Source organism: Parvibaculum sp. (assembly GCF_040882025.1).
Lineage (GTDB): Bacteria > Pseudomonadota > Alphaproteobacteria > Parvibaculales > Parvibaculaceae > Parvibaculum.
In genome coordinates this window covers 1-5,873 of record NZ_JBBECC010000055.1, presented here as the reverse complement: position 1 = coordinate 5,873, position 5,873 = coordinate 1, and the positions used below count along the sequence as shown (strand labels likewise).

The following is a 5,873-nucleotide window of genomic DNA, read 5'->3' as shown; positions in this document are numbered from 1 at the left end:
CTTTGTGACAGTTTTTTGACAGTTCGATGACAGAGGGGGGGTGCGACGCGTTTCCGGCTGCCATTTGTGCCCCCTTCCGGGACCCGATATATCCTGCCCGGGCTAGTCAAGTGGTGGCCCGGCGACTAGACTTTTGTCTCGTTTTGAGGCGCTGGTTCGGGCACAAGCTCTGCAGGATGGAAGGCCAGATACCGCCACTCGTTGGCGCAAATCGCTTCGTTTCGGAACGTTTCAAGGGTTTTCGGGGATTTCGATGCATCGGCAGGCCGGAAAATCGCAGGCAATCGCGCGGGAGAATCACACCCGCCGTGCCTTGCTGCTGACCGCGCTGGTAGTGCCGCTGGTGCTCTTCTGGTGGGCAAGCGCGACTGCCGAGCCACTGCGTCTGACGCCGGCAAATGTCGAAAGCGCCGCGCTGATCGAGGAGGTGTCGCCGCCATCTGTTGCGGAAAATCCTGTTGAATCAAGACGTTACAATGTCGTCGTCATGGGCGATTCGCTCGGCGACGGAACCTGGGCCGGGCTCTACCACGTGCTGCGCCAGGACAAGCGCTTCGCCGTCATCAAGAAATCGCGCGTCGCCACCGGCTTTTCGCGCGCCGACTATTACGACTGGAACACGGCCGTGCGCGAGATCGCGGGCGAGACGCGGATCGACATCGCTGTTGTCGTGATGGGCACCAACGACCGTCAGCCGATCGTCGAGAAAGGCACGCGCCATGCGCTTTTCGAACCTGGCTGGCGCGAGATCTACGAACGCCGCGTCGACGAATTCACGGCGACGCTGCAAGCAACAGGTGCCCGTATTTACTGGCTCGAATTGCCGGTGATGCGCAGTCCGCGCTTCGGCAGCGACATGGCGCAGTTCAACGAAATCTTTGAAACGCGCGCGCGGGCGAACGGCGTCGCCTATGTCCGTACCGATGGTCTGGCTACGGATGAAAGCGGCGGCTATACGGCCTATGGCGCCGATCGTTTCGGCCGCACGAGGCTTTTGCGCGCCGAGGACGGCATTCACTTCACGATGTCGGGCTACGAATTGCTCGGCGAGCGCATGGCGAATGCCATCGTCGCCGACATCGAAACCGGGCGCATGGCAGTCCGCGTCGCCGAAACGGTGCCGCAGTTGTACAGCGAAATCGCGATGCCGGCGCAGCGCGAGGCGCACGCCGTCACGCAATCCATCGCGCCTGAGCCCTTTGTCTACGACACATCCGGCAGACGCCCCGGCAGGTCCGATGACTGGCGCTGGACCGGCCCCGTTAACTGACGTCTTCCGCCTTCGCACCGTCCGTTTCGCGGCGGCGGGTCTTCTTGCTGCCTGCCTCGCACCGGCGCCGCTTCGTGCCGACGACTGTCCGCAGGCGCTGCCGGGCCTTGAATCCTTTCACGCGGCGATCGACGCCATTGAAGCGGGAACGCGCGATCGTCCGCTGACCGTTCTTCATCTCGGCGACAGCCACATCTCGCTCGATCATTTGCCGCGCGCGCTTCGCCGGCGCTGGCAGGCGCGCTTCGGCGATGCCGGTCGCGGGCTGATGCCGGGTGTGCCCTTCCGCTACTACGCGCCGGACGGTTTTGAACTGTCGATGCGTGGGCCTTGGTTTGTCGTCTCGAGCCTGCCGCGCGCAACCGAGGGTCCTTTCGGCCTGCAGGGGTTCCGCGCCACCGCCGACCGGCATGACGCCGTGATAACGATGACCGCGCTCGAACCCTTTGTCAGCGTGACGCTTGAAGTCGTCGGCGGCCCGGATACCGGCGCCGTCATGCTCAAACTCGGCGGCGCGGCGCCTTTCCGCCTGTCGACACGGCGCGCCGAGCCCGGCCTTGTGCGGTTGACTGTTCCCGCAGCGGCCGCGCGCCGTGCCGTGCTTTGGCCGGCCGGTCCCGACCCTGTCCATCTGCTCGGCTGGTCGGTTGCCCATGCCGGCGATGCCGGCCGGCCGGGCATTCGTTACGATAGCCACGGCATTGTCGCGGCGACGGCCGCCATCACCGCGCGCTGGGACGCGGGCATCGTCGCGGCGCAGCTTGCAGCGCTCAAGCCCGATCTCGTCATTCTCGGCTATGGCACCAATGAGGGCTTCGACAATGGCCTCGACGGGGCCGCTTACAAGGCGCTGGTGGGCGGTTTGATGGACCGCATAGGGCAGGCGGCCCCGGGCGTCTCCTTCGCGCTTCTGGGGCCGTTTGACGGCGCCCGGCAGGGTACCGGCGAGGCTTGCGGCGAAGGTTGGAAGACGCCGCCCCGGCTTGCCGCCGTGCGCGGGGTCTTGCGGGAACTCGCCGCAGAGCGGGGCGGCTGGTACTGGGATGGGGCAGCGGCCATGGGCGGGCGCTGCAGCGTGCATCGCTGGGCGATGGAAACGCCACCGCTGGCATACGCCGACCGGGTGCATTTGCGGCCTGCCGGCGCGGGGCTGCTCGGAGAGACGTTGTGGCGCGCGCTGATGAGCGGGCGGGAGACAGCGGATGGCGGTCTTTGCCGGCTGTGATCCGCCTCGGGGGTTAACCATAAGTTAAGGGAATTATTGAGCTTTTCGGTCCATGCAGGGATGATGCTTCCGGTTCCGTCATGCCCCCCTGATGGTTGGCTGGGCGATTTCTGTGCGGGTGGCGGGGCGGCATGCTTTTTCCGACCATAGAGTTCGGGATTTTCTTCCTGATCGTATTCACGGTCAGCTGGGCTGTGCGCTGGACGCCGCATTGGCGCAAGCTCGTGCTGCTCGCCGCCAGCTATTTTTTCTATGGCTGGTGGGACTGGCGCTTTATGGGGTTGCTGCTCGTCTCGACGCTGATCAACTACTTCGCCGGTCTCGCGCTGGCGCGCACCGAACGCCCTGTGTTGCGCAAACTCGTCGTGACACTGGCGGTGACGGGCGGTCTCGCGATTCTTGGATTCTTCAAATATTACGGCTTTTTCCTCACCTCGCTTTCGGCGCTTCTCGAAATGGCGGGGCTCGAACGCGATCTGCCGTTCATGCAGGTCATCCTGCCGGTCGGCATTTCCTTCTTCACCTTTCAGGGCATTTCCTACGTGGTCGACGTCTATCGCGGCCATGTGCGGCCGGAGCGCTCGCTCGCCAATGTAATGCTCTACATTTCCTTCTTCCCGCAGCTTGTCGCCGGTCCCATCGTGCGCGCGGCCGATTTCCTGCCACAACTGCATCGCGCGCCGGTGCTGACGCGCGCTCATGTCGGCGTCGGCACGGTGCTGGTGCTCTCGGGCCTTGCCAAGAAAATGCTGATCGCCAATTATCTGGCAACCGAGCTTGTCGATCCGGTGTTTTTCGATCCGACGGCGGTCGGCGCGCTCGATCTGCTGATCGGCGTCTATGGCTATGCGATCCAGATTTACTGCGATTTTTCAGGTTATAGCGACATCGCCATCGGCGTGGCGGCGCTGCTCGGTTATCGCTTTCTCGAGAATTTCAATCAGCCCTATCGTGCGGCGAGTCTGCAGGATTTCTGGCGGCGCTGGCACATTTCGCTGTCGACCTGGCTGCGCGACTATCTCTACAAGCCGCTGGGCGGCAACCGGCGCGGCGAGGCAAAGACCTATCGCAATCTCTTCCTCACGATGTTTCTCGGTGGAATCTGGCACGGCGCGGCATGGACTTTCGTCTTCTGGGGTGCCTTCCACGGCGCAATGCTGGCCGTCGAACGCCATGCGCGGCGAAAGCTCGACGAATTTGCGCCGCCGAACAGCGATCCGGTCGGGATCGCCAGCGCCGTCGGGCATGGCGCGCAGCATATCGTCGGCATTTTCTGGACGTTTCATCTCGTCTGCTTCGCCTGGATTTTCTTCCGTGCCGACAGTTTCACGACAGCCGGCAGCTATCTCGCGGGCTTTGCGCGCTGGTCCGATCCGAACCAGTATGCGACGCCCTTCCTCGTCGGATTGATCGCGCTTGCCATGGTTTTCCAGTTCACACCGCGCGATCTGGGGCGCTGGGTGGCGCAGGGGCTTCAATGGCTCCCGTCGCCCGTGTTGGGGCTCATTCTTGGCGGTGGCGTCTGGTTGATCTGGGCGGTTGCGCCCGAAGGCGTTGCGCCGTTCATCTATTTCCAGTTTTGAGGCTGAACATGCTGGACCTTATTCGCGAAATCGAGATGGAGCTGGAAGACGGCTGGGAAGCCGCCTCGCGCGTCGAGCTGCAAACGGCGGAGCATACGCGGCGCGCCGTTGCCCGCTTCGCCCGCGCTTTGTGGATCACGGCGGCACTTCTGCTGGTTCTCAACAGCGCGCGTCTCGTCACATGGACCAACGGCTTCGGTGTCGGGCCGGTTCAGGACACCGTTGTCGCCTTGTCGGCTGCCTGGAACGAGCAAATGGGTCGGGCCGGGCTTGGCGACCCCTCGGAGGCGGCCCGCGAAAAGCTGGATACGTGGCGGATGATGCGCTGGAGCGATGTCGAGATCAGGCTCGATGACGAACGCCAACGCGCGCGCGAGGGCGCGCGGCTGCTTCGCGGCATGCTGGGCGAGGAAACCGGCTGACCGGTTCTAGAGCAGCGCCTGAAGAAGCCACAATGTTCCCATGCCGACGATGAGCGTCGCCAGCACGCTTTTGGTCGCCCAGGCGATGCCGGCAGCCACAACACAGGCGATCAGGCGCGGATTGTCGATCGAAACATCGAGCCCGCCTTCAGGCAGTCGCAGTGCGGCCGGCAGGATGATGGCGCTCAGGACGGCGGCTGGAACGAAGCGCAAAGCGCGTGTTACCGCAACTGGCAACGCCAGGCGGCCCGAAAGGCCGATAAAGGAAAGTCTGAGGACGAACGTCCCGACGCCGATGGCGACAATGCTCAGCCAGAGGGTTGTTACGCTCATCGAATGTCATCCTTCTTTCCGCGTCGTGCTTCGACGATATAGCCGGCCGCAATGCCGCATGCGGCTCCGGCAAAGAGTCCCAGATTGAAGACAAGGCCCGATGCTGCGACCGCGACGATCGCGCCGGTGATAGCGGCGATGGCCGTCGCTCGATCGCGAATGCCTGGCACGAGCAAGGCGAGAAAGCTCAGCGGTACGAAGAAGTCGAGTGACCAGCTTGGCGGAATGCGGCTGCCGAGCATGAAGCCGGTGGCCGTTGCGCCGAGCCAGACGACCCACATGGCAATGGCGCCGCCGAGATAGAAGCGCGCTTTTGTGATGGCGGTCACGGTCTCATCCGCACCGTGACGCAATATGGTCAGCGCATAGGACTGGTCGGTCATCAGATAAGCCAGCAGCGCGCGCCGGCGAAACGAGAGGCCGATGAAATGCGGGGCGAGCGAGGCGCTGTACATCGCAAAGCGCAGATTGACGACGAGACCCGTCAGGACAACGACCAGGGCCGGTGCGGCCTCGGCAACCAGTTGCGTTGCCGCGAGTTGCGCAGTGCCCGCATAGATTATTACCGACTGGCCAATGCCGGCGGCTGGGCCGAACCCGGCTTCGGCTGCAACGGCTCCTGCAATCATGCCGAAGGGCACGGCGCCGGGCAGCAGCGGCAACATGGCGTGAATGCCGTCGATATAGTCCCTGAATACAGACTTCATGGTTCCCGGTCCTTTTCGGGCATCGGATAGTGAAAAGCCCCTGCGAGGGTTCTCACAGGGGCTTTCCGTTTCGCGTTGCGCCGGCGGTCAGCGCGGCAACACGGTGTCCCCCATCAGGAACAGGTCTACTTCACGCGCGGCCTGACGGCCCTCGCGGATGGCCCATACGACCAGCGATTGGCCGCGGCGCATGTCACCGGCGGTGAAGACCTTGTCGAGCGACGACTTGTAGGTCGCCGTGTCGGCGGCAACATTGCCGCGTTTGTCGAGTGCGATGTCGAGCTCCTTCAGCATGCCTTCATGCACCGGATGCACGAAGCCCATGGCGAGCAA

General features: G+C 63.7%; 6 protein-coding genes and 1 pseudogene. 4 read left to right on the top strand and 3 right to left on the bottom strand.

Translation table 11 applies throughout. The annotated features are described in order from the left end of the window. Positions 1 to 253 precede the first annotated feature (253 nt). The 4 genes from WEB61_RS03560 to WEB61_RS03545 all read left to right on the top strand — a co-directional run bounded on the left by WEB61_RS03560 (position 254) and on the right by WEB61_RS03545 (position 4,500). Entirely contained in the window at positions 254 to 1,270 is a 1,017-nt protein-coding gene (locus WEB61_RS03560; RefSeq protein ID WP_368062949.1) for a DUF459 domain-containing protein, read from the top strand. Beyond that, positions 1,239 to 2,495, top strand: a complete 1,257-nt coding sequence (locus tag WEB61_RS03555; RefSeq protein WP_368062948.1) for a GDSL-type esterase/lipase family protein — start codon at positions 1,239 to 1,241, stop codon at positions 2,493 to 2,495. The genes WEB61_RS03560 and WEB61_RS03555 overlap by 32 nt, the downstream gene beginning before the upstream one ends. Positions 2,496 to 2,626: 131 nt before the next feature. Further along, positions 2,627 to 4,078 carry an MBOAT family protein gene (locus WEB61_RS03550; RefSeq protein WP_368062947.1) on the top strand — a complete coding sequence of 484 codons (1,452 nt, stop codon included), beginning with the start codon at positions 2,627 to 2,629 and terminating at the stop codon, positions 4,076 to 4,078. 8 nt (positions 4,079 to 4,086) lie between these two features. Then, positions 4,087 to 4,500 carry a hypothetical protein gene (locus WEB61_RS03545; RefSeq protein WP_368062946.1) on the top strand — a complete coding sequence of 138 codons (414 nt, stop codon included), beginning with the start codon at positions 4,087 to 4,089 and terminating at the stop codon, positions 4,498 to 4,500. A 6-nt stretch (positions 4,501 to 4,506) separates the two neighbouring features. Here WEB61_RS03545 and WEB61_RS03540 read toward each other — a convergent pair whose 3' ends face one another. The 3 genes and pseudogenes from WEB61_RS03540 to gltD form a co-directional block, all read right to left on the bottom strand. Next, a complete protein-coding gene (locus WEB61_RS03540) occupies positions 4,507 to 4,833 on the bottom strand; it encodes an AzlD domain-containing protein (RefSeq protein ID WP_368062945.1) in 327 nt (108 codons plus the stop codon). Further along, the gene (locus WEB61_RS03535) at positions 4,830 to 5,540 is read right to left on the bottom strand and encodes an AzlC family ABC transporter permease (RefSeq protein WP_368062944.1); all 711 of its coding nucleotides are present in this window, start codon (positions 5,538 to 5,540) and stop codon (positions 4,830 to 4,832) included. Before WEB61_RS03535 ends, WEB61_RS03540 begins: the two co-directional genes overlap by 4 nt. 87 nt (positions 5,541 to 5,627) lie before the next feature. Beyond that, positions 5,628 to 5,873, bottom strand: a pseudogene (gltD, locus tag WEB61_RS03530) (glutamate synthase); the annotation flags it as partial.

Coding starts and splice junctions, on each gene's coding strand:
- WEB61_RS03560 (WP_368062949.1), top strand. CDS start 254: ATGCATCGGCAGGCCGGAAAATCGCAGGCAATCGCGCGGGAGAATCAC.
- WEB61_RS03555 (WP_368062948.1), top strand. CDS start 1,239: ATGACTGGCGCTGGACCGGCCCCGTTAACTGACGTCTTCCGCCTTCGC.
- WEB61_RS03550 (WP_368062947.1), top strand. CDS start 2,627: ATGCTTTTTCCGACCATAGAGTTCGGGATTTTCTTCCTGATCGTATTC.
- WEB61_RS03545 (WP_368062946.1), top strand. CDS start 4,087: ATGCTGGACCTTATTCGCGAAATCGAGATGGAGCTGGAAGACGGCTGG.
- WEB61_RS03540 (WP_368062945.1), bottom strand. CDS start 4,833: ATGAGCGTAACAACCCTCTGGCTGAGCATTGTCGCCATCGGCGTCGGG.
- WEB61_RS03535 (WP_368062944.1), bottom strand. CDS start 5,540: ATGAAGTCTGTATTCAGGGACTATATCGACGGCATTCACGCCATGTTG.